General features: G+C 29.4%; 20 protein-coding genes, 2 tRNA genes, 1 pseudogene and 1 other annotated feature. Of the genes and pseudogenes, 4 read left to right on the top strand and 19 right to left on the bottom strand.

Annotated features, from left to right (window positions below):
* Window positions 1-23 precede the first annotated feature (23 nt).
* The 11 genes from Fi14EGH31_RS04510 to Fi14EGH31_RS04460 all read right to left on the bottom strand — a co-directional run bounded on the left by Fi14EGH31_RS04510 (window position 24) and on the right by Fi14EGH31_RS04460 (window position 11373).
* Window positions 24-407 (bottom strand): SPOR domain-containing protein, encoded by a 384-nt coding sequence (locus Fi14EGH31_RS04510; protein WP_107029921.1) that lies wholly within the window; start codon window positions 405-407, stop codon window positions 24-26.
* A gap of 67 nt (window positions 408-474) precedes the next feature.
* Window positions 475-633, bottom strand: coding sequence for a hypothetical protein (locus tag Fi14EGH31_RS04505; RefSeq protein WP_167389340.1), 159 nt, complete (start codon window positions 631-633; stop codon window positions 475-477).
* A 125-nt stretch (window positions 634-758) separates the two neighbouring features.
* Window positions 759-3380, bottom strand: a complete 2622-nt coding sequence (locus tag Fi14EGH31_RS04500; protein ID WP_107029920.1) for a valine--tRNA ligase — start codon at window positions 3378-3380, stop codon at window positions 759-761.
* A complete protein-coding gene (locus tag Fi14EGH31_RS04495; protein ID WP_022002237.1) occupies window positions 3358-4032 on the bottom strand; it encodes a DMP19 family protein in 675 nt (224 codons plus the stop codon). The genes Fi14EGH31_RS04500 and Fi14EGH31_RS04495 overlap by 23 nt, the downstream gene beginning before the upstream one ends.
* 32 nt (window positions 4033-4064) lie before the next feature.
* Window positions 4065-4272, bottom strand: a binding site (T-box leader).
* A gap of 15 nt (window positions 4273-4287) precedes the next feature.
* On the bottom strand, window positions 4288-5208 hold the full coding sequence (locus tag Fi14EGH31_RS04490; RefSeq protein ID WP_200765185.1) for a hypothetical protein: 921 nt from the start codon (window positions 5206-5208) through the stop codon (window positions 4288-4290).
* Window positions 5177-5866 (bottom strand): LysM peptidoglycan-binding domain-containing protein, encoded by a 690-nt coding sequence (locus Fi14EGH31_RS04485; RefSeq protein WP_032091602.1) that lies wholly within the window; start codon window positions 5864-5866, stop codon window positions 5177-5179. Before Fi14EGH31_RS04485 ends, Fi14EGH31_RS04490 begins: the two co-directional genes overlap by 32 nt.
* A gap of 61 nt (window positions 5867-5927) precedes the next feature.
* A complete protein-coding gene (yihA, locus tag Fi14EGH31_RS04480) occupies window positions 5928-6527 on the bottom strand; it encodes a ribosome biogenesis GTP-binding protein YihA/YsxC (protein WP_107029917.1) in 600 nt (199 codons plus the stop codon).
* A 54-nt stretch (window positions 6528-6581) separates the two neighbouring features.
* On the bottom strand, window positions 6582-8903 hold the full coding sequence (lon, locus tag Fi14EGH31_RS04475) for an endopeptidase La (RefSeq protein ID WP_200765184.1): 2322 nt from the start codon (window positions 8901-8903) through the stop codon (window positions 6582-6584).
* Between the two features lie 43 nt (window positions 8904-8946).
* Window positions 8947-10230: a trigger factor gene (gene tig, locus Fi14EGH31_RS04470; protein ID WP_117832775.1), complete on the bottom strand. Its 1284-nt coding sequence runs from the start codon at window positions 10228-10230 to the stop codon at window positions 8947-8949.
* Window positions 10231-10306: 76 nt separating this feature from the next.
* Complete coding sequence (locus Fi14EGH31_RS04465) at window positions 10307-11227, bottom strand: hypothetical protein (protein WP_200765183.1); 921 nt, start codon at window positions 11225-11227, stop codon at window positions 10307-10309.
* Window positions 11224-11373 carry a hypothetical protein gene (locus Fi14EGH31_RS04460; RefSeq protein ID WP_022002244.1) on the bottom strand — a complete coding sequence of 50 codons (150 nt, stop codon included), beginning with the start codon at window positions 11371-11373 and terminating at the stop codon, window positions 11224-11226. The genes Fi14EGH31_RS04465 and Fi14EGH31_RS04460 overlap by 4 nt, the downstream gene beginning before the upstream one ends.
* Window positions 11374-11484: 111 nt before the next feature.
* Here Fi14EGH31_RS04460 and Fi14EGH31_RS04455 point away from each other — a divergent pair, with 111 nt between their 5' ends.
* The 4 genes from Fi14EGH31_RS04455 (at window position 11485) to Fi14EGH31_RS04440 (ending at window position 13248) form a co-directional block, all read left to right on the top strand.
* Complete coding sequence (locus tag Fi14EGH31_RS04455) at window positions 11485-12390, top strand: GerMN domain-containing protein (protein ID WP_022002245.1); 906 nt, start codon at window positions 11485-11487, stop codon at window positions 12388-12390.
* A 33-nt stretch (window positions 12391-12423) separates the two neighbouring features.
* Window positions 12424-12894 (top strand): metallophosphoesterase family protein, encoded by a 471-nt coding sequence (locus tag Fi14EGH31_RS04450; protein WP_200765182.1) that lies wholly within the window; start codon window positions 12424-12426, stop codon window positions 12892-12894.
* Window positions 12895-12955: 61 nt separating this feature from the next.
* A tRNA-Arg gene (locus Fi14EGH31_RS04445) sits at window positions 12956-13032 on the top strand.
* A 139-nt stretch (window positions 13033-13171) separates the two neighbouring features.
* Window positions 13172-13248, top strand: a tRNA-Arg gene (locus tag Fi14EGH31_RS04440).
* A 140-nt stretch (window positions 13249-13388) separates the two neighbouring features.
* Here the strand turns inward: Fi14EGH31_RS04440 and Fi14EGH31_RS04435 are convergent.
* From Fi14EGH31_RS04435 to Fi14EGH31_RS04400, 8 genes and pseudogenes are all read right to left on the bottom strand, one after another.
* Complete coding sequence (locus tag Fi14EGH31_RS04435; protein WP_200765181.1) at window positions 13389-14312, bottom strand: site-specific integrase; 924 nt, start codon at window positions 14310-14312, stop codon at window positions 13389-13391.
* 86 nt (window positions 14313-14398) lie between these two features.
* A complete protein-coding gene (locus tag Fi14EGH31_RS04430; protein WP_267905656.1) occupies window positions 14399-14959 on the bottom strand; it encodes a restriction endonuclease subunit S in 561 nt (186 codons plus the stop codon).
* Between the two features lie 46 nt (window positions 14960-15005).
* Window positions 15006-15260: a DUF4357 domain-containing protein gene (locus Fi14EGH31_RS15540; RefSeq protein ID WP_256188040.1), complete on the bottom strand. Its 255-nt coding sequence runs from the start codon at window positions 15258-15260 to the stop codon at window positions 15006-15008.
* A gap of 744 nt (window positions 15261-16004) precedes the next feature.
* Window positions 16005-16484, bottom strand: a pseudogene (locus tag Fi14EGH31_RS04420) (restriction endonuclease subunit S); the annotation flags it as partial.
* Between the two features lie 74 nt (window positions 16485-16558).
* The gene (locus Fi14EGH31_RS04415) at window positions 16559-18175 is read right to left on the bottom strand and encodes a type I restriction-modification system subunit M (RefSeq protein ID WP_200765179.1); all 1617 of its coding nucleotides are present in this window, start codon (window positions 18173-18175) and stop codon (window positions 16559-16561) included.
* Window positions 18176-18190: 15 nt separating this feature from the next.
* Window positions 18191-19372 (bottom strand): restriction endonuclease subunit S, encoded by a 1182-nt coding sequence (locus tag Fi14EGH31_RS04410; protein WP_200765178.1) that lies wholly within the window; start codon window positions 19370-19372, stop codon window positions 18191-18193.
* A gap of 19 nt (window positions 19373-19391) precedes the next feature.
* Window positions 19392-22463: a type I restriction endonuclease subunit R gene (locus Fi14EGH31_RS04405; RefSeq protein ID WP_200765177.1), complete on the bottom strand. Its 3072-nt coding sequence runs from the start codon at window positions 22461-22463 to the stop codon at window positions 19392-19394.
* Window positions 22460-23032 (bottom strand): restriction endonuclease subunit S domain-containing protein, encoded by a 573-nt coding sequence (locus tag Fi14EGH31_RS04400; protein WP_200765176.1) that lies wholly within the window; start codon window positions 23030-23032, stop codon window positions 22460-22462. Before Fi14EGH31_RS04400 ends, Fi14EGH31_RS04405 begins: the two co-directional genes overlap by 4 nt.
* Window positions 23033-23091 lie beyond the last annotated feature (59 nt).

Raw genomic sequence — 23091 nt, 5'->3', positions numbered from 1 at the left:
ATTATCAAAGAGTGACTTCCTTGTCAATTTGTTTTTAAAAATTGATAAATTGCATTATATTCTTTTTTTTCAATCTTCTTTTGATAACGATCATCTATAAAATATTCTTTAACCACACATGTATTTCCTTTTTCAGCAATCTCTTTTGCTTGTTGATGTGCCTCTTTTTGTTTTATAAAAATATCAGTAATAACAACATACTCTTGATCTTGATACATAAAACCCTTATACCCTAATTCTTCTATTTGTTTCATTGTATTTTCAGCATTTGCTTTTTCTTTATAGCGTCCTACTTGTACAACATAGATATTGATTTCTTGCTTAAGCGCTTGACTTACATAATACATAGTTAGTGTATTACATAAAAGCATCAAAAAAGTAAAAATAAGCATTCCTTTCTTTTTCATAGACTCACCTCTTTCTAGTCTATGAAAATTAATAAAGAATATGAAGGTACCAAAGTACCTTCATCTATTATCTCCATTCAATAGAAACAAGTCTTGGAATTGAAATACGACCACTAGAAGAATATAACATTTTATAAACGGCTGCTCCCACAACAACACAGACGATCCATGTTCCTACTCCTCCACCAATAATTTCCATTTGATTTGTTAATTGTAATTCTTGCATTTTCATTTCCTCCTTTTTTTATTTAAGGAACAGACACCCACTAACTTCCTCACTATTTATATAGACATTTTTTGAGTATTTTTCTTTTAAAAATTAAAAAAAATCAAGTTTTTTCAAACTTGATTTTACATAGCTGCTAATTTTTCTTTAACAGCATTATATTTAGATGTATAATCTTCTAATTTTTGACGCTCACTATCAACTTTTGCTTGAGGTGCTTTTGATACAAATTTTTCATTACTTAACATATTTGTACAACGTTTAATTTCCCCTTCAAGTTTTTGAAGTTCAGCTTGTAATTTTTGTTTTTCCGCTTCTTTATCAACATACGCACCAAGTTCAACGATCAATGTATTACCACCTTGAATCATAGCTGTCGCAATATCTTTAGAAGCTTTTTGATTATAGCCAACACAAGTTGCATTACATAATTTCTTTAAGTAAGGAACACATTGGTCTAATAAAGCTTGTAAGTTTTCATCTTTTGTTTCAATTGAGTATTCCACTTCGATTGCATTTTTAATTGTATAGTTTGCACGAATTTCACGAACACCTTTAACAATATCCATTAAATAAGTAAATTGTTTGTTGATGTTTTCATCATTGAAATCAGGATTTACTGTTGGATATTTAGAAATACAAATTGATTCTTCTAAATGTGGAATTGCTTGATAAATTTCTTCAGTTACAAATGGCATGAATGGATGTAACATTCTAACGATTGCATTTAATACATAAACAAGAGTATGGGCACTTGCTTGTTTTTCAACTTCATTATCACTATTTAAATGAACTTTTGTAAGTTCGATATACCATGAACAGAAATCATCCCAAATGAATTTATATAATTCGCTACCAACATTAACAAATTCAAATTTATCCATGTTCGCATCTACTTCTTCAATTACGTTATTTAAACGATTTAAGATCCATTTATCACATAAATTTAAATGATCAAATTTTAAATCTTTATATTCTAAATCTTCATCAATATTCATTAAAACAAATCTAGCTGAGTTCCAAATTTTATTAATAAAATTCCATGATGCTTCTAGTTTTTCAGGAATATATCTTAAATCCATACCTGGTGCTGAATTTGTAGTTAAGAAGAATCTTAATGTATCGGCACCATATTGATCGATAACATCCATTGGGTCAACCCCATTACCTAATGATTTAGACATTTTTCTTCCTTGTTCATCACGAATTAAACCATGAATCAAAACATGTTCAAATGGTCTTTGACCTGTAAATTCTAATGATTGGAAAATCATACGACTTACCCAGAAGAAAATAATATCATATCCTGTAACTAAAGTATTTGTTGGGAAGTATCTTTTAAATAAAGGATCTTCTGTATTAGGCCAACCTAATGTTGAAAATGGCCATAATGCACTAGAGAACCAAGTATCTAAGACATCTTCATCTTGTGTCCAGTTTTCGATATCTTCTGGTGCAGTTTTTCCAACATAAACTTCACCTGTTTCTTTATGATACCATGCTGGTACTTGATGTCCCCACCATAATTGACGTGAAATACACCAATCTTCGATATTTTCCATCCATTGTGTAAATGTTTTTTCAAATCTTTCTGGTACAAAGTTTACTTTAGAATCTTTCTTTTGATTAGCTAAAGCAGCTTCAGCCAATGGTTTCATCTTAACGAACCATTGTTTTGATAAATAAGGTTCAACAATAGCTCCTGATCTTTCTGAGTGACCTACTTGATGTAAATGTTTTTCAATATGATCAACAATACCCGCTGCTTCAAAATCAGCAACTAATTGTTTACGACATTCAAAACGATCCATACCTTGATATTTATGACAAAGTTCATTCATTGTTCCATCATCATTCATACAAATAGGCATGTCTAAGTTGTATTTTTTAGCTAAGGCAAAGTCATTTGGATCATGCGCAGGTGTACATTTCATAACAGCTGTCCCAAAATCCATATCGATATAACTATCAGCCATAATTGGTAATTTTTCACCATTAGCTGGGTTGATTGCATATTTACCAACTAAATCTTTATATCTTTCATCATCAGGGTGAACAAAGATAGCTTGATCGGCAAACATTGTTTCAGGACGTGTTGTCGCAATGACTAATTCTTGATCACTATCTACAATTTTATATTTGAAATAATACATTGCCCCTTCAATTTCTTTATGAATAACTTCGATATTACTTAAAGCTGTTCTTTGTACAGGATCCCAGTTAATAATTCTTTTGCCTTGATAAATATATCCTTTTTCATATAAACGAACGAAAACTTCTTTAACCGCTTGAGATAATCCTTCATCTAAAGTAAATCTTTCTTTCGAATAATCTAAAGATAAACCTAATTTTTCCCATTGAGCACGAATAATAGAAGCATATTCTTCTTTCCAAGACCAAGCTTTTTCTAAGAAACCTTCTCTTCCTAAATCATAGCGAGAAATTCCTTCTTCTCTCATTCTTGCTTCTACTTTAGCTTGTGTAGCAATTCCGGCATGGTCCATACCAGGAAGCCATAAAGCATCATAACCTTGCATTCTTTTATAACGAATAATCATATCTTGTAAAGTTGTATCCCAAGCATGTCCTAAATGAAGTTTACCTGTAACGTTTGGTGGTGGAATAACGATGGCATAAGGCTTTTTAGAAACATCTCCTGCTTTAAAATATTCTTTTTCTAACCAATGTTGATATTTACCTTTTTCAACACTTTTATGATCATATTTACTCGCTAATTCTTTTTTCATTTTCATCATCCTTTTCAATAAAGCTTTCTTTATGTTCTTTAATATATTCTCCTAATTTATCACCAATTCCTGAAGAACGTAATAAAGAAACAAATTCATTTGTAAAATCAGAGAAATTGTATGTAGCGTATTCACTTGTTTCATCAATTTCATCTTCTTGATCATTTTCAATTAAAATAGCTAATTTTTCAGCTTCTTCTAATAAATGAGCAATATCATAACATTTCATTGTTTCAAATGCTTCTTTATAATAAGGTCGATAATTACAATAAGGTTCTGTTATAAAAAACGAATGGATTGAACCTCTTCCCCCTTCTAAAGAACATTCTAATTGGTACATTGTATAAATCAATAATTCCTCATGTGTTAAATAAGGAATAATATTTCCATCATAGTTATCATCTTCATATAGACGATCTTCTTTCGCATTAATATGAAAAATAACAGCTCTTGTTAGATCAATTGGTTCAATCTTATCAAAAACATCACTTGTAAGATGAGAAAACATATCTTTTTCTTGAGCTAATTTTTCTTCATATTGCTTTCTTTTTTCTTTTACTTGTTTAAATTTTTTACCATAAAAACTAAACAAGAACACACACATGATAGCAAAAATAATCCATACATACCAATACTCTGTAAAATAATTCATCTTTTTCCTCCTTAAAATAAAAAAGCCATCCCTCTAAGGACGACTTATATCGCGATACCACCTTAGTTCTAAGTATAAAACTTAGCACCTTAAAACTTTAACGCAGTTCTACGTGTTAAACTACTTTATTTCATCTAACATGCTCCTTGGCTACCTTCACTCTTTTCATTTATCCCTTTCCAGCAAACGGGACTCTCTATCAAACAAAGAAGAACTACTCCTCCAAATCATTGCAGTTCTATTCTATCAAATAGACTATTTCTCGTCAATCATTAACTTTTTGAATATTTCTTGTAAGCCATCTAAATAACAAATTAATTTTGACATTTGATAAATATTGACTTCTTCTTGTAAATTTAATTGAACTTGCGGAACAATTGATAAAATACATTGTATTAAGATTTTTTCTTCTTTTAAAAGCTTTACTTCTTTTAAATAATATTCTAATAACGGTAAACTCTCATAGAGTCCATCATGATTTTGAAAAATATCTATCAAATCATAAATACAATAATTAATTTTCATTTGATCAATTGAAATAAGTGTTTCATCACTAACAAAAATATGTTCCTTATTAAAATGATTATACGTTAAAGAAAGTCTAATTTCATTTTTACCTTTCATTATTTCTTGATATTGACTTAAATAATAATATGCTTGATTTAAATAATGAACGATACGATAATAATTTAAAACAAGCATCCAACCTGCTGGAGATTTAAATTTTCTAAATTCAAATTCTCTCATTAATTTTTCATAATCATTTTTTCTTTGTTGAATCAAAGAAAAAAGATCATCATACTGCTTTTTAAAAAAAGCATCTTCTTCATGTTGCATAAAAAAAGAATGATTGTGTAAATACGCTAGGATTTGATAATATGTTTTTATTTTCATTTCTTTTTTTATATGATTATCTTCTTGTAAATAAGGCATAAGATAGATATATTGATCTTGAAAAGGTGTAAAATAGTGTTGTTCATTATTTAATATCAAATGAATAAAATGATGGAGATGTAAGGTATTAAGATGTTGATAAGCAACTTCTAGTTTCTTTTCATCAACAATCTTAACACAATAAAAATGATTAGCTGTTTTCACTTTATAGACACGCGGACTGATTTGAATCAGTCCAATTACGTCTAAATCATACTTTGTTTGAATGATCTTTTGGAGCATAAGGAATAATAAGAATTTGTCCTGCATCTAAATTTAGATCTTGATTATAGTCTCTAATCATTTTTTCATCTACCTGATATTGTCTAGCTATTGAAGCATACGTATCATTTGGTAAAACGACATATAAATAATAAACACCTAGATCCTCGTCATCATCAACCTTTTCTTCTTTTTCTTTCGTTTCATAAATTTTTTCTTGTAACTTTTCAACATCTTGAATTTCTTCGGGTGCCTCAGCAACGACTTGTTCATTTATCGTTTGAGTCTCAACATCCCTTGATAATTTTTCAATTTCATCAATAGGATCTTCATCAAGTTGAATATAACGATTTTCACCTTCTTCAACCCCATACACTCCAACTTCAATTTTAATTTTCAAATTACCATCAATAATATCATAATGAAAATCTTCAACCTTCAAATGAAAATCTTGATGATCTATAATCTTTTGATCATCCGCATAAACATCTAATTCCACATTTTCTAAAAAATGTCTTTTTTCTTGACTAATATATTCTCCTTTAATAGCAAGACTCCCCACCGCTCTAACACCATGATCTTCAATCTTATAGTCGATAGATTCATCAACCGTTAAAGAAACTAATTCCTTTAATTGATGTAGTAAATCAATTTCCTTTTCGTAAAATATTTTTTGCATAGTCATCCTCCTAACAAAGTCTATGCAACAAATCATCAAATATGAAAAAAAGTAGGTTTCCCTACTCAAAATCTAAATCACACAATTCATAAATTGCATTCCAAGCTTCTTGAATTCCTTTTTTCTTTAAACTTGAAAAACGAATAAATGTATCACTTGGATCAAAATGTAATGTATCTTTAATTAATTTTTCATTTTTCTTTAAATCATTACGTTTAAGTTTATCTTCTTTAGTCGCAACGACAATGACAGGTACACCATGATGTTTAACGAACTCATACATCATCACATCATCTTTTGTTGGTTTATGACGATAATCAACAAGTAAAATAAAACCTCTTAAAGTTTGTCTTTCACTAATATATTCATCCATCGTTTTACCAAATTGTTTTGTGACATTATTAGCAACTTTAGCATATCCATATCCAGGAACATCTACAAAATAAAGTGCATCATTGACATTAAAGAAATTCAAAGTTCTTGTTTTACCTGGCGTACTTGATACTTTTGCAAGACCATTTCTAGATAACATTGCATTAATAAAACTACTTTTTCCAACATTTGATCGTCCAGCTAAACACATTTCTGGAAAACTTTCTTTTGGCCATTGGCTTTTCCATGCGGCTGATAATATATATTCTGCTTTTTTAATTTTTACCATTTTTCATCACCTTTTGTATTGTACAAAAAAAATAACGAAAATTCAAGATTTCCGTTATTTAACAATTGCATGCTCTAAAACTGTATCGATATGATCAGCTAAAACAATTTCTAAATCATTTCTTACTGATTCTGGGATATCTTCGATATCCTTTTCATTTTCTTTAGGAATGATGATTTTTCTAATTCCAGAACGATGTGCTGAAATAGATTTTTCTTTCAATCCACCAATTGGTAAGACATTACCACGTAAAGTGATTTCTCCTGTCATGGCAACATCATCTCTTACAGGTTTATTTGTAAAAGCTGAATAGATTGCAGTTGTAAGAGTGACACCTGCTGATGGACCATCTTTTTTGATAGCTCCTTCAGGAACGTGAATATGAATATCTTGTTTATCAAAGGCTTTATCATCTAAACCATATTTTTCTTTATTAGCTTTTAGGTAATCTAAAGCAATTGATGCTGATTCTTTCATAACATCACCTAATTGACCAGTAATAATAAATTTACCAGTACCATCAAAATGATTAACTTCGATTGGTAAAATATCTCCACCAAATTGAGTATAAGCCATACCTGTAACAACCCCTACTTGAGGACGAGGAAGTTTCTTAGTATGATCAAATGGTGCTTTTCCTAAGAATTCAACAAGTTTATCTTGATCAATTATAACTGATTCAACTTTTTCTTTTAGGATAGCTAAAACAGTTTTACGACATAATTTAGCAATATATCTTTCAAGTTCACGAACACCTGCTTCACGTGTATAATGTTGAATGATTTCCATGATGATATCATCAGAAATAATCATTTGTTCAGGTTTTAATGAATGCGCATCTAATTGTTTTTTAATTAAATGTTCTTTAACAATCATTAATTTTTCTTGTTCTGTATAACTTGAAACTTCAATAATTTCAAGACGATCTCTAAGTGGTCCAGGAATCCCTCCTAAATCATTAGCAGTCGCAATGAATAAAACTTTAGATAAATCATATGGTTCTTCGATATAGTTATCAGAGAATTGAGAATTTTGTTCAGGGTCTAAAACTTCAAGCATTGCACTTGTAGGATCTCCTTTATAATCACTTGCCATCTTATCAATTTCGTCTAATAAGAAGACAGGGTTTACAACACCAGCTTTTTTCATTCCTTGAATGATACGTCCAGGCATTGATCCTAAATAAGTACGACGATGTCCACGAACTTCTGCTTCGTCTCTTACTCCACCTAAAGAAGCTTTAACAAATTTACGATCTAAAGCACGTGCAATACTTTTAGCAATACTTGTTTTCCCCACACCTGGTGGACCTGCTAAACAGATAATTGGTGCTTTTAAAGATTGTGTCATTTGTTTAACTGCTAAGTGTTCAACAATTCTTTCTTTTACTTTTTCTAATCCAAAATGATCTTCTTCTAAAATTGCTTCAATTTTAGAAATATCTTCTTCATCTTTAGTTTCTTGATACCAAGGTGTTTTCATCACCCAATCAATATAAGTTCTAACAACGTTTGCTTCTGAAGATGCTGGTGGCATAGCTTCAAAACGACGTAATTCTTCTTCAATTTTATCCTTGATATATTGAGGATATGGATTTTCAGCTAATTCTTTACGAATTTGATCAGCATCGTCTCCTTTATCAACAGTATCACCAAGTTCATCTTTAATAGCTCTTAATTTTTCTCTTAGATAGTATTCTTTTTGATTTTCATCAATACTTTCTTTGACTTTTCTATTGATTGTATCTTCTAATTGACTAATCATTTTTTCAGATTCAATAGAACTTGCTACTAAGAATAATCTTTCATTAATTCTTTGTTCTTCAAGAATTTTTTGTTTTCTATCTAAATCAATTGGTAAATATTGACCAATTGTATCAGCAAGTAAACTAGCTGATGTCCCATTTGAAAGTAAAGTTAAGCTTTCAGCTGGAATATGAGGCATATGACGTCTTGCTTGTTCAAAATAAGCTGTTGTTTTTCTTACTAAAGCAACTTCTTCATTTGTGTCTCCATAAATATCTTCTAAAACTTCAGCTGTTGAAAAAATTGAACCATCTTCAATTTTAAAATCTCGAAGAGCAACTCTTTTTTCTCCAGTAACAGTTAATTTGATTGTCCCTGCACTATCGCGACGGATTTTCTTTTCAATTTTACATAAAGTTCCAACATGATAAACATCATCATATTTTGGATCATCAACAATAGGATTGATTTGTGATACAAATAGGATATTGTTATCAAAGTCACGACTTGAAAGTTCAAGTGCTTTTAAACTAAGGGGGCGACCAACATCTAATGATAAACGGTTACCCGGAAAGACAATCATTCCTCTTGTGCACACAACAGGAAGGGTTAATAATGTACTTTCACTCATAATAATCCTCCTTTTTTAAAAAGACGCTTACGCGTCTTTTAAACTATTTCTTTAAGTTTTCTTTAACAACGTCTAACGCTTTTCTATTTAAAATATCAGCATCGATTTGGTACATATTTTGAGCGAAGATTTGTTTAATTTCTTCTAAGTCTCTATTATATGTATTTGCGATTGTTTCTAATTCGCTATTACGTTCTTCATCAGTTACTTCAATATTTTCAGCTTCAACGATAGCAGCTAAGATTAAGTTTAATTTAACTCTGTCTTTTGCTTGATCAGTTAAATCAGCTTTGATAGCATCTTTGTTTTTACCAGTGAATTGTTCATATAATTCAAATGATAAACCTTGTTGTTGTAAGTTCATTTCAACTTCTCTTAACATTGTATCTAATTCAGAATTTAATAAAGCTTCACTATCTTCTACTTTACAACATTCAATTAAAGCTTGAGTTAAATCAGAGAAGAATTTGTTTTCTACTTCATTTTCTTTTTGTGATTTTAATTGAGCTTTAATATGATCTTTTAATTGATCTAAAGTTTCAACACCTTCGATGTTAACATCTTTAGCTAATTCATCATCAGCTTCAGGTAAAACTTTTTCTTTAATTTCATGAACAGTTACTTTGAATGTAGCTTCTTTACCAGCTAATTCAGTAGCTTGATAATCTTCTGGGAATGTTACAACAACATCTTTTTCATTTTCACAAGTCATACCGATCATTTGATCTTCAAAACCTGGAATGAATTGTCCAGAACCGATTTCTAATGAATGATTTTCAGCTTTTCCACCTTCGAATGCTTCACCATCGATGAATCCTTCAAAGTCCATAACTACTGTATCACCTTTAGCAACTTCACCGTTTTCTTTAGTTGTTAATTCAGCGAATTGATGACGATAGTTTTCAATTTGTGCTTCGATATCTTTTTTAGCAACAGTTACTCTACCTTTTTTAACTTCTAATCCTTTGTATTCACCTAATTCAACTTCAGGTTTAACAGGACATAAGATTGTAATTTTTAAGTTATCATTATCAACACTATCAATATTTAATGTTGGTTGAGCAATTGGAGCAACTTCAGCTTTTTTCATGATATCAGCATATCTTTTTTGTAAGATTTGATCAGTAGCTTCATCATAGATAGCTTGTTTTCCAAGTCTAGCTTTAATCATAGCAACTGGAGCTTTACCAGGTCTGAAACCATCTAATTTAACTCTTGTAGCTAATCTTTTTAAAGCAGCGTCTTGAGCTTCTGCCCATTCTTTTTTATCAAATGTTACTTTAATTTGAGTAACAGCATTTTCTAATTTTTTTGTAGTTGTTCTCATTATATATTTCTCCTTATTCCGTATCAAAAGACATTATATACTAACCTTTTTTTAAATTCAACTATATTAATAAATTTTAATATTCGATTGATTGTATTGTTTCCAATACATCTTTTACATCCTCTTGATTGCAATTATATAAATATTCAATATCTTCTAATTCAATATCTATATATTGTAGAGATGCTAAATGATAATGAATAGCTCCTGCAATACTACGATAATCTTGTTCATCAATATATTTTGGATAGATTGAATAAAGATAAAAATTTAAAAATTGTTCACACATCGTAAGTAAAGATGGATTATCATCTTCTAAAGCATCCATCAACAATTTATAAATTTCAACACCAGATTCTTGATTCAAGACCATTGGGGCATAACTTGGGTTAATATCGTACTGCACACCTTTTTTGACAACTTCCAAATCTTCATCAATTTCTTGATCAATCATTAATTCTATTAATAAACTTTTGGCAAAATCAGGTTGATCATTATCTCTAATAAATTGACGAATAGGAACAATCATACGACGAATATTCATGCCTTCCATTTGTTCAATAGCCATATAAAGTAAATCTTCATTTGTATCTTTTTTAGTTAAAATATTTTCGATATCTTCTTCATTAAAGACTTTTTGAGTCACCCCATCAAAAGATGCTTCTTGTTTCGCTAATAACAATTCATCATAAGCTGCATTAAAAACTGTTTCATATTGATAAGGAATATAAGGCATTGATAATTCCTCTACAATAATATTAATAGCTTCTTCAAATTCTTCTAAATCTTTTAAAATCGATACATAAATAGCAACAACATCATAATAAGTTTCTCCAGCAAGAACTTTTGCTTTCATACCTTCTCTTTTAGCTTGTTGTAACTCTTTCAATCCATATAAACAAACAAGTCTTTGATAACGTACTTGTTCATTATCCATATCATTTAAATATTGCAACGCTTCTTTATATTGACCTGTTTCAATTAAATCTTCTATCATTTTTCTTCTTCATCCTCATCATCATCTAATTGTAAATCATAAGTGATTTCGGGTTGTGTTTGTTCTTCTTCATGTAATTTTTGAATCATTTCACTATAACCCTCTAGTTTCCCAGTCTTCACAAAATCATCATCAGTAAGTGGCACAACTATCCCTCCTTCATTTTCGCTATTATAATATAAAATAAATATTTAAAAAAGGCAAATTTTAAGACTATTTTATCACTCTTTTCATATTTTAAATAGTGAGGTGATTTCATGTATAAAAAATATTTAAGAAATATTTCAATGATTTTTTTATGTGCTTTTGCAACCTTTGTTTATTTTAAAAATGATGATGTTAAAACAGTGAAAAAGAAAGCCAATATGCAAACAGTTATTTTTAAAGATCAAGATGAAACGCTTATTCCTGTTTCTGTGGATATTGGTGTTAAGGATAATAAGGAAAATAATATTCGAGGGGTTATTGAAACAATGAAATCAAAAGATTTTACTCAATTAGGACTTTATCCTATTTTTAATAAGAAATTAGAACTTAATGCTTTAATTATGGAAAGTAATCAACTTACATTTGATTTTACAAACAACTTTAAAATCTCTAACAATCAACAAGCTTTAGATATTTGTGAAGCCCTTAGTTATTTATTTTGTAAAGATGGTATTTCTAAAATCAATATGAAAATAGATGGTAAAGCTGTTTCTTCATTTGAAAACACAACAATACCATTAAGTTGTATCACTCCTAATTTAGGTATTAATAACTTTGAAACATCCACTTTTGATCTTTATCAAACCTCTTCCGTCCTTGTTTATAACGAAAAAGAAATTGCTGGAAAAACATATTATATTCCTACAACAACACGTATTCAAAACACAAATCAAACAATTGATCAAAAAGTATCTTTATTATTAGATCATTTTGAAAATAATACTAAAGTAGAAACAACTAAAAAATCACAATTAAACGATGGCTTACTTTCTATCTATTTATCATCACGTATTCTAGATAATAGCGAAAATATTTCCCCTACTCTTTATAGTCGTCTTGAAAAATCATTTTTATCACTTCCTGATGTTAGTTCAGTCCATATCTATATTAATAATGAACTTATTCAAGAAGATCAAAATGTAAGTACATCAATCGATAATATTGTACAAATCTAGTAAAGTTTTGTTATAATGTTTTTGGTGATGAAAATGAAAAAAATAGTAGTAATGTCAGATAGTCATGGTTATCATCAAATGATTAATCGTGTAAAAGAACTAGAACCCGATGGAGATTATTATGTTCACTGTGGTGATAGTGAAGCTGAAACATATATGATGCAAGATTGGTTATGTGTTAAAGGAAATAATGATTGGTATAGTGATTTTCCAAATCAAATCAAATTTAAAGTTGAAGATTTAAACTTTTTAGTTGCTCATGGGCATCGTTTTGGATATATGGATCGTGAAACAAGTATGATCTATACTTTGCAAGAAGCAAACTATGATGTACTACTTTCAGGACATACGCATGTTCCTATGTATAAAGAAGTTGATGGTTATACACTTATTAATCCTGGATCTACAACTTTACCTCGTGGAGGAAGTAATCGAAGTTATTGTGTTATTTATGTAGAAGGTAAAGATTTGAAGGTTGAATTCAAAAATTTAGATGATTTTTAAAAAAGTATTGCTTTTTAAAAAAATATATGCTATTCTAGTTGAGCAGTTGAAAGTAAGCAATGTCTACGTAGCTCAGCTGGATAGAGCACACGCCTTCTAAGCGTGCGGTCAGGGGTTCGAATCCCTTCGTGGACGCCATTTAATAAACAACAACCTTCGGGTTGTTTTTTATTTTATATATATCTCTTCAAAATATAAATTTAAAAAAAATTGTAATTTTTTATTGCAATCATTTCATATTCATGCTAATATATATGAGCAGTTGAAAGTAAGCAATGTCTACGTAGCTCAGCTGGATAGAGCACACGCCTTCTAAGCGTGCGGTCAGGGGTTCGAATCCCTTCGTGGACGCCATTTAATAAACAACAACCTTCGGGTTGTTTTTTATTTTATACAAACGTTTAATCCAGAGATAAATATCTCTGGATTCTATTTTTACTATTTTGTTATTTTTATAAATTATTCAATTATATTTGTGGACCACATTTATTTTTTTAACTTAATCCTGACAATGATCTCATAACAAGATCAACATCCCTATTTTCTAATTCTTGTATAATATGTAAATACGTTTTTTGTGTCGTATTCATACTAGAATGTCCTAATCTTCTAGCAACACTTGCAATCGATACACCAGCAAATAAAAGTAAAGATGCGTGAGTATGTCTTAAACCATGTATCGAAATTACAGGAACTTCTGCTTTTTTACAATATCTTTCTAAAACTCCATTTACTGTAGAATTATAAACTTTTCCTTTTACAAATATTGGTTTATCCTCTGGTAAATCTTTAATCAATTGTGAAAACTGAATAACTGTTTGCCAATCAATTTGTACTTTTCTAATAGACGATTGATTTTTTGTAGGCAAAAAACCACCATCGCCTTTATAATCCCATGTTTTAGAAACAGATATTGATTGCCTTGAAAAATTAAAATCTGCTGGTGTTAGGGCAAGCGCTTCTGAAAATCTCAATCCTGTCTTAGCAATCAATAAAATCATCCATTCCCAGCTTATCTCATTTTTTAACTCTAATGTATCTAATAAAGTATGTAATTCAAATTGATTAATAAATTTTACTTTTTTTACACTTGGTGTTTTTCCTTTAATAATAGCTTTTCTAGTAGGATCTCTATCAAGCAATCCCTCATCTACTGCATCCAAAATAGAACCTTTTAACTGATGATGAAAATCCATAGTTGTTTGTCTTTCATGTTCCAAAGCATAATTATTTAACAACGCTTGATAAGATATCCTCGTTAAATCCTTTATTTTCAAATCTGGAATTAATTTTCTTAACCATCTTAGTGTCATCTTATATTTATCTAAAGTTACTTTTCTTATAGCACCTTCTTTATATATTTTTATCCATTTTTCATAATAATCACAAAATAAATCATCCTTATTTATATCATCCATCTAAATTCTCCTTTATTGTGGTCCACAAATATAAATATATATTTCATATTAAAATTCTTATAAAAAACATTAATTATCACTAAAATTTACAAACGCTGATGAAGGGTAATAAGGTTGTCGAGTTGTGAGAAATATTGACCGATTTTTGCTTGTTCTTCCTCTAATTTAGGATAAATAATATACGTATTTTGCATAGCAGATTTTGAAATTGACATAACCTTAATTCCTTGCATCAAAGGTATTAACTGATTATGATATGCACTTGAATTTAGATAATATCCCAAATATCCAGAAGCAAATTTTTCTACTGGTCTGTATGGAATAGTATGTAGTCCAGACAGTACAATTTCATCATTCAATCCTATTATTTCACTACATTTTCCAACAGATGAGTCTTCGGCTGTATCAGCAACAATCACATCTCCATTTTGCAAAAAAGAAGCTTTATATTTTTTTAAAATACTTTCATCTGAAATCATTGGTAGTTTCTCTTTGCTTACATCTAAGATATCTCCAAATTTAATAAGAACATCGCCATAATGAACATTCTTGGCAACTCCGGTTTCACTCATTAAGTTCACTCTAGAAAGTGTATTATTTTGTAAACTAATCAGTACTTCACTCAACTTACGCTGTTCCCAAGTTATTACAAAGAAAAAAAGCTAAGTAATCTCAGCTTTTTCAAAATAATCGTTATTTATTTAATTCTAAATCTTTTAATGTTTTTCCATTCTCATCTTTCCAGCTTACCAAACCATTCGCACTTTTCCCAATTACAAACATCGCTGCATAAGAAGGACTAGAAAAAGGCATATTGTCAATTAAATTACCATTTTCATCCAATTTAACTGTTTTCTTACGTTCTTTTAATACTTGTGGTACTGTATTATCGTCTTCCGTAGAAATATGACTGCCTGAAAATACAACAAATCCATCAGATGTTTGCATACCTGTTGCTTGTACTTCTCCAAATTCCTTTACCTTTCTTTTTAAGTAAAGAATTGTGTTATTTTCATCTGTATCATACGAAATATCATTTTGATTATCCACATTTGATTTTGCATACGGTTCAAACACCTTATGACCTAAAGTTCCCATAACAACCTTTGCATAATCAATAAATTCTTCCATTTCACTTTCTTTTTCTTCAGTAATATTTCCCATAGTAGGATCATTTTCATTTTTAACTTCATACCTATTAGCCTGTTTTGCAAGATTACAAAATCTATTTTCAAGATAACTTATTTCAGTTGGTCCAAAAGAATTATTAGAAGTTGTAAATACAATCGCTTCCGTCCAATAATCTTTCTTTGAATTTCGCTTATGTTCTTTTAATCTATCCAATATTCCTTCTCCATTTTTTCTTGCACCTGCTTGCCCAATATATACAATCCCTTTTTCTGAATTCTCAGATTTACCAAACAAAAAATAGACGCCACTTTGTTTCAAATCTTCTCTATTCTTACATCTATCTAAATCAATTCTAGGAATTTTGTATGCTAATCCTGTCCAATTTGCTAATGTACATTTAATTCTTCCACTAGCTTCACCATCCATTAAAAACAAATTAATACTTTTTCCTCTTGTTGCCATATTTTCCTCCTTTCCATAATCCTTATATATAATAACTAAATTCATATAACCAACAATAATATTTATCTTTTTTCTAAAATCCTTTCTTTTTTCACGCTGATGAAGGGTAATAAGGTTGTCGAGATGTGAGAAATATTGTCCTATTTCAGTTTGTTCATCTATACTAGGCAAATAAATTTTATATTCAAGCATATCACTAATTTTAAGAACCCTATTTCTTCCTGCTCCTCCAGGAGAGGATAATTCTAAATGTTTTCTAAATTTTTCGTCTAATATCAAATATTTAAAAAAATTAGATTTTAAACATTTATCGAATGAAAATTGAGGAAATCTATGTGAAACAAGCTTTCCTTCATCATTTTTATCAGTAATTGCTACAGCATGTTCCCATGCAAATGTAATATTTAAAATAAATTTATTCGCTGCAACTCTATGCATTCTTACAGAATTTAGTTCCTCTCCAGATTCAACAAAACTATGAAACGTTCCCTTTGCATGACTTCTTATACCCAATCTTTCATAACCGTCATGAGGAGTTTCAACTGGATCTTCATATTTTTCTAATAATTCTCCTAACTTACGTTGTTCCCAAACTTAGCAATATTTTTATATATTTTGCAAAACAAACACCACATATCTAATAATCGTTCCTATTATTTTAGTAATTTCATAAAATTATCTAACTCCGCTTTAGCTTCTGGTGTTGTGCCTTCTAATTGATCTAATAATTCAAATAATTCTTTAGATGTTTTTTCAATTTCTTGTCTTACATCATTTAATTCTTTCATTACATCAGGTAAAGGTATAACCTCTTCTTCCTCAAATGTATCCACATATCGAGGAATGTTTAAATTATAGTCATTTTCTACTATTTCATCATAAGTGGCAACATGTGCATATTTATCTACATCTACCCTATTTTTATATGTATCGATTATTTTATTAATATTTTCTGCTGTTAACTTATTTTGATTTTTTTCTTTAGTAAATTCTTTAGAAGCATCAATAAATAAAATATCTTTACTATTTCCCCTTGCATCTCTGCCTTGAAAAACCAATATACATGTTGGAATGCTTGTTCCATAAAATAAGTTTGCGGGTATCCCAATAACTGCATCTAATAAATTTTCATCGATAATATTTTTACGTATTTTACCTTCTGAACTTCCTCTAAATAGAACACCATGAGGTAAAACAATAGCCATCGTTCCTGTTTTTTCTAGATGGTATAATCCATGTAAAACAAATGCATAATCTGCTTTAGAAGCAGGTGCAACTCCAAAATTAGCAAATCTAGGATCTTTTTCTCTACTAATACTTTTAATATCCCATTTTTGAGAATATGGCGGATTTGCAACAACTGCATCAAATTTTAATGGTGTTTGTACTCCATCTTTTTCAGCAAATGGCCAATCCCCATCAAGAGTATCTGCCCTTCTAAGTTCCATATTACGATAATTAACCCCATGCATCATAAGATTCATACGCGCTAAGTTATATGTTGTTGTATTTAATTCTTGTCCATAAAACATAACACTCCCTTTTTTATCATGATTAGGTAATTCCTTTTGTACTGTTAATAATAATGATCCTGATCCCATTGTAGGGTCATATACCCTAAATTGCTCATCAGATTCTTTTATATTATAGGAAACCAATTTGGCTAATACTTGGCTTATTTCATGAGGCGTATAGAATTCCCCACCTTTTTTTCCAGCATTAGCAGCAAATTGTCCTATTAAATATTCATAAACATCCCCTAAAATATCATGTCCTGAATCATCTTTAAAATTAAAATCATCAATCATCAACACAATATCATTAAGGGCTTTAGCACGTTCATTTGTACTACTTCCTAATCTTGTATCCCCTAAATTAACATCAGAAAATACATTGGCAAAATCATTTTCAGCAATAGGATTACGTTTAGCATTTATATTAAATGAATCAAACATATCTTGGAAATCACTAGCTTTAATCTTATGGCTATCGATTTTAGATACAATTGATTCCCACCTATATTCAGGAACAATTGCATAGCCTAACCCTTTACTAATTTCTTCTAGATATTCATCTTGTTCTTCTTTATCTGTAACATCATAAAATTCTTCCAAGATATTTTCTTTTAAATAATCATCTTGATTTTTAGAAAGATATCTATAAAACATAAATGGCAATATATAATTTTTATATTCACTTGCATCCATAGTTCCACGTAATTTATTAGCCATGGACCATAATTTTGTAGTTATTTCAGTTGCATTACTCATTATTTTAATTCTCCTTTATATAAACATTCTCTTTAAACATGTTTTTTTCAAATTTTTTAAGATTTCTAGCTCACGCTGATGAAGGGTAATAAGGTTGTCGAGTTGTGAGAAATATTGACCGATTTTTATTTGTTCCTCATTAACAGGAACTAATAAATTGCTATTTTTTATATCATTAGAATTTAATGATTCAAAAGTTGAACCTGTTGTGATTTTTTTCCAAAAACCTTCAATATCTTTTTTTATTAAACTTTGAAATATAAATTCATTACCTTTAATTGCAGCTACTCCTCTACCAATTACTACATTATATGCGGTTTTTCCCATAGAACCAGCCGGTGCACGAACACTCATTATTAAATCACCTACATCGGCCTTTTTTGTCATTTGTGTTGTCCACAATCTAGGTTCTACCCATCCATCTTTTATATCTGAATTACCTTGTACGAGTATATAATCTTTGGGTGTTTCTGAATACGTGCTCCCATCAGGAGATTGCCCCATGATTATTTGAGTAACATCACCTAACTTACGCTGTTCCCAATCATCAGTAAATCCAGCAAATCTCACTTCAGGAATATTTGAGCCATCACGAGGAAACATTTTTTTCAACATAGTTTTCTTTAATTCTTTCAATTGATTGCACTCACGCTGATGAAGGGTAATAAGATTATCAAGATTCTTGAAATATGAACCAATTTTAGACTGTTCTTCAACAGCAGCAGTCAATATTACATCCACTTTTCCAATTTCATCTTTATTGATTTTCATAGGAACTGCAGTTTTTAATGTACGATTTGCTAATCCTTTTTGAACATAATTCGACTGCATTGCATTACTTAAAAAGTATGGATTAGTATTCTTATATTTTAATAGTGCAAGGCTAACATAGTAGGCTTTTAAAGTATTATCTGTCATAACATTTGTTGTACCAACATCGCCAATTCTTGTCATTAATATATCGTTTTCTTGAGGATAGACTTTATAATCACGCTTAAAATCTTCTTCAGATATATATTTTGTAGATTGCAAAGTAGAAATATTTTCTACTGATAAAAACATTATTCCACTATCTTGATATTTGGGAGTTTGGTGTACCCCATCGTATATCCCAACAATTTCACCCAGCTTACGCTGTTCCCAATCATCGGTAAATCCTTTAAATCTTATATCGGGTTTTGTCTTGTTTTCTTTCATTTCCATCCTCCCTCTCTTTTTAATCTATTTTCTTTATCTCATCTGCAAGAATATAAATAGCTTTTCTAAATTCTTTACGATATTTAAGCCATGATAAAACTTTTACTTCATATGTTGCAATTTCTTTATAATCATCTTTAGCTTTTATCATAATATCTGTTATTTCATTTTGGTTATCTAAATCTTCTTTACCGTAATGATGCTTATTAATTAACGCTTCTAATTCTCTAGGTTTAATTGTATTATCTAATCCCCATTTACGTACAAAATCAGTAACTAATTTTAAATTAGAATCTTTTTGTGATGAATCCATTGCTTTATTCATTAATTCAACATTTCTAGGAGCTGGATATTGGTTAAATACAAATTCTTTGTTATAGATCCTATTAACAAAATTTTGTATTTTGTATTTTTCTTTTTCATTATCAGATTTAGATAGTTCATTATGTATTTCTACTTTTGTTTTGCTTGCTTTTTCCATTTCATTTTCATGAACTTCATCAGCCATTTGAGCAATTAGTTCTGTTAAATAATCATAATTGATTGTTACATCGTGTATGTGCACCATTTCTAAATTTACTTGTGAAATATCTATTTCTTCTTGTCTTGCCTTAATAATCTTAATTTCATCAGAAATTGTTGTTGTTAAAGTAATTTCTTGATCTTCAGTAATACCTATTCTTTCGTAAAATCCTGTTGGATCATCATAAGCAGAAACCGCATTTCCTTCATCATCTTCTGTATATTGTTTCAATTGACTTAAAAGATGATTATATTTCTTTAAATTTTCAAAGACTACATCTTGTTTCTTTTCACTTTGTGGTGCTCTAACAAAATTATCTGTTAACTCAGATAAAACATTAACAACTTCTTTTAATTCATGAAGAACCTCAGAAAATGGTTTAGAAATAATACCAACATTTTTATTCAACAACTCTATTACTTTTAAATCTAATTTTTGTTGTTCATTTGCTGAATCTCTATTTGAATAAAGATAAAAAGCTTCATTCATCTCATATTCATTTTGTACCGGCCATCTATAATTAATAACATTTCCCCATGGTTTATTAACTAAATCATGCATTCTATTTGTACGAGAATAAGCTTGTATTAAATTACCACCCTTTAATGTTCTATCTACATATAAAGTATTTAATTCAGGTGCATCAAATCCAGTAAGTAATTGATCTACAACAATAACTAAATCTAAGTATTGTCCATCATCTGCTGTTTTATTTAATCTTCTTGCTAAATCATCCGTATATTGTTTTACAGTAGTCATATCAAATGTTGTTCCAAATATTTTATTATATTCTTTAATTGCTCTATGCAAATTACTATTTGTTTCTAATTGATTATTTCCATTTGATGTATCCACTGAAAAACTAATTGCAACTTTTAATCTTTCATCTTCAGGTTTTGTTTTATTTATTTCTTGAAATTTATCAAAATATTCCATTGCTCTTGGTGTAGAAGCTTTATTTCCACCCACATGTACTGTCAATAAGGCATTATATTTCCTATTATTTGAACGACTTTTCCAATTATCAAAGATATCTTTAACAACCAATTCTACATGTTCACTACTTGTATCATATACACTTCCTTTTATATTATCATCAATATCTTCATTTGTTGGATTTTCAGGCGCTTTAATCGTTTCTTTGAATTCAACATTGAATCCTAATACATTTTTATCTGCAATTGCTTCCTTTATTGTATAAGCATGTAATAAATCTCCGAATATTTCTCTTGTTTCAGGAAATTTAGGAGTTCCTGTATAGCCAATCCAAGCCGCCTTTGGAATAGCATTTCGAATTGATTCAAGCATACCTTGATTTTCACTACCATTTCCTGTGGATCTATGCGCTTCATCAACAATAAAGAGAATATTTTCATTTAATGGTTTAAAACTTTGTCTTGAAACATAACGTGACATCTTTTGAATACTCGTTACTATAATATTTTTATCGCTTTTTATAGTTAATTTTCTTTGTAAATCAGAAATATTAGCTGTATCACTTACAACCCCTGTCTTACCCTCAAATCCAGCGACAGGGTCATAAGCTCTATATGCATCAGCAGTTTGATTTGTTAAAGCAATTCTATCAACCAAAAAGATTACTTTGTCTACATTTGGTAATCTACTTGCTAACCATGCTGTTTTAAAACTTGTAATTGTCTTTCCACTACCAGTTGTATGCCAAATATATCCTAGTTTTCCATCATCATAGCTAAAATCATGTTTTCTAACCTTATCTAATACACGTTTTGTTGCATATACTTGATAGGGTCTCATTACTTTTATACTTTCTTTATTTTTAGTTCCATCTAATACCATATATCTTGTAGCTAAATCATGAGCCATAGGAATAGATAAAACTTTATCAGCAAAAGTTTTCCATGATCTTACAGGTTTTGCATTTTCTTCATTTTGCCAATTAAATGCAAATGCTTTATTAAAACTCTTTAATGTTGTATTTGCCATATATCTTATATCAAATGGTGTCATAGCTATTAATATTTGTAAGGTAGAAAAAATTCCAGAATATTGTTTTTCAGCTATATATTGTTTCATTTGATTTAAAGATTCATTTGTTGAATGCATAGCTTTTTTTAATTCTATTTGAATGATAGGTAAACCATTAATTAATAATGTTACATCAAATCTTCTATTAGGTTTCCCATCAACAATTTTAGGTCTTTCAATTTGATTAACAACTTGATACACAGTATTTCCACCACCAACTTGTGCTTGATCAAATACTGTTAAAAAAACATGTTGTCCACTATCTAAATCTAACTCTATTTCCGAAACACCATTTACTCCATATAAAAATTGTCCTGCATGATAAGGTGTATCAATATTCGAGATAATCTTTTTTACTTGATTAAATTCTGTAACTGTTAATGTTTTTTTCAAGCGCGCCCTATTATTTTGTTCTAAAATCAATTTAAAATTATTCCACAATTGTTCCGTTGTTTTAACATTTTCTAAATATTCCCATTGTTTAACACCACCTATGTGTGTTAAATAATCAATAACTTCTCTTTCAAAATCTAATTCTGATTTACTTTTATAATCACTCATCTTCTTCTCCCCCTTACTGATTCTTCTAGAATTGAATTAGCACATTTTTCCATCAAACTCTTATATTTATCTAGATAGTTATTTAAACATATAGTCTTCTTATAAGCTTCTCCTATTTTTACTTGTTCTGACATTGAAATAATAGGTATTTCTATATCATTTAATGATTTAACAGGTATCTTTAAAACAGCCCCTGTTCCTTGTAGCATTCTTTCTTTTTGCCTTTTAACCCCAGAATAAGAATTAAATAAATATAAAAAATATTTTTTATCAAGAAAATCATTATCGAAATCAACTTTTATAAAATTCAAAGTAAGTATTTTTCCATCATTACCTTTACTAACAATTGCAGCTTGACGAGTAACAACGCTAATAACAACATCTCCTTCTTTTAATTTTAAAAGATTTTCACCATCAAAAGATTTGTCTTTTATATTTACTTTATTTATAAAATTGTAGTCATTAACAAAATCATTTTGATCATAAAACTCCAAATCTGTTGTTTGTATACGTGACGGATTAATACCAGGAGTAAAAGAAACACAATTTTTCAAAAAATACTCACCCATAATTATTCTCCTATCCTAATTTTTTCAAAAACTACCCTTTATCTATCTTTAGTATATCA

This window comes from Faecalibacillus intestinalis, from assembly GCF_015097455.1.
In the GTDB taxonomy this organism is placed as follows: Bacteria; Bacillota_I; Bacilli_A; order Erysipelotrichales; family Coprobacillaceae; genus Faecalibacillus; species Faecalibacillus intestinalis.
Note: the sequence above shows the minus strand (reverse complement) of the source record. Positions and strands in the feature narration are given on the sequence as shown.